We start from the raw sequence: 1,188 nt of genomic DNA, 5'->3' as shown, positions 1-1,188 counted from the left end.
AAGAGGTCACACCTGTACCCATTCCGAACACAGAAGTTAAGCTCTTCAGCGCCGATGGTAGTTGGGGTTCTTCCCCTGCGAGAGTAGGACGCTGCTAGGCATAGGTGGATTATGGAGGATTAGCTCAGCTGGGAGAGCACCTGCCTTACAAGCAGGGGGTCGGCGGTTCGATCCCGTCATCCTCCACCATTTCGCCGGTCTAGCTCAATTGGTAGAGCAACTGACTTGTAATCAGTAGGTTGGGGGTTCAAGTCCTCTGGCCGGCACCACTTTAATATAATCGTATTACATGTTAATATAGAATATAAGTCATTTAACAAATACGAAGTATTAAGAGCCATTAGCTCAGTCGGTAGAGCATCTGACTTTTAATCAGAGGGTCGGAGGTTCGAATCCTCCATGGCTCACCACACTATGCGGGTGTGGCGGAATTGGCAGACGCGCTAGACTTAGGATCTAGTGTCTTATGACGTGGGGGTTCAAGTCCCTCCACCCGCACCAAACTTAATATTAAACTTTGAATATCTTTACTCGAGAGATGCTTTACCTTCAAAGTTGAAATTTCCTGTGGAAATGCGGAAGTAGTTCAGTGGTAGAACACCACCTTGCCAAGGTGGGGGTCGCGGGTTCGAATCCCGTCTTCCGCTCCAGATTAGTTGCCGGGGTGGCGGAATTGGCAGACGCACAGGACTTAAAATCCTGCGGTAGGTGACTACCGTGCCGGTTCGAGTCCGGCCCTCGGCACCATATATTGCGCCCGTAGCTCAATTGGATAGAGCGTTTGACTACGGATCAAAAGGTTAGGGGTTCAAGTCCTCTCGGGCGCGCCATTATTACGGGAAGTAGCTCAGCTTGGTAGAGCACTTGGTTTGGGACCAAGGGGTCGCAGGTTCAAATCCTGTCTTCCCGACCATTTTTATTTTTCTTTTGGGGCCTTAGCTCAGCTGGGAGAGCGCCTGCCTTGCACGCAGGAGGTCAGCGGTTCGATCCCGCTAGGCTCCACCAATTATACTTTCGAACTTTGAAAACTGAACAAAATAACCAGTACGTCAATTGGCTATTTTTTAAATAGCAAAGCAACAAAACGAGTTATAAGGATGTCAGCATCCAATACATTTATTGGAGAGTTTGATCCTGGCTCAGGACGAACGCTGGCGGCGTGCCTAATACATGCAAGTCGAGCGCGGG

General features: G+C 49.6%; 9 tRNA genes and 2 rRNA genes. All 11 read left to right on the top strand.

The features are described 5' to 3' along the window. Positions 1–100: ribosomal RNA gene (rrf, locus tag HNQ94_RS19450) — 5S ribosomal RNA — on the top strand; the annotation flags it as partial. 13 nt (positions 101–113) lie between these two features. Then, positions 114–189, top strand: a tRNA-Val gene (locus tag HNQ94_RS19445). A gap of 4 nt (positions 190–193) precedes the next feature. Then, a tRNA-Thr gene (locus HNQ94_RS19440) sits at positions 194–269 on the top strand. 65 nt (positions 270–334) lie between these two features. Beyond that, a tRNA-Lys gene (locus HNQ94_RS19435) sits at positions 335–410 on the top strand. A gap of 6 nt (positions 411–416) precedes the next feature. Further along, a tRNA-Leu gene (locus HNQ94_RS19430) sits at positions 417–501 on the top strand. A gap of 74 nt (positions 502–575) precedes the next feature. Further along, a tRNA-Gly gene (locus tag HNQ94_RS19425) sits at positions 576–650 on the top strand. Positions 651–658: 8 nt separating this feature from the next. Continuing rightward, a tRNA-Leu gene (locus HNQ94_RS19420) sits at positions 659–747 on the top strand. A 6-nt stretch (positions 748–753) separates the two neighbouring features. Further along, positions 754–830, top strand: a tRNA-Arg gene (locus HNQ94_RS19415). Positions 831–836: 6 nt separating this feature from the next. Then, positions 837–913 (top strand) — tRNA-Pro (locus HNQ94_RS19410). A 16-nt stretch (positions 914–929) separates the two neighbouring features. Further along, a tRNA-Ala gene (locus HNQ94_RS19405) sits at positions 930–1,005 on the top strand. Between the two features lie 111 nt (positions 1,006–1,116). Beyond that, positions 1,117–1,188 (top strand): 16S ribosomal RNA (locus HNQ94_RS19400); the annotation flags it as partial.

The organism is Salirhabdus euzebyi (assembly GCF_014207435.1).
GTDB lineage: Bacteria > Bacillota > Bacilli > Bacillales > Alkalibacillaceae > Salirhabdus > Salirhabdus euzebyi.
This window is presented reverse-complemented; position numbering and strand designations above follow the sequence as displayed.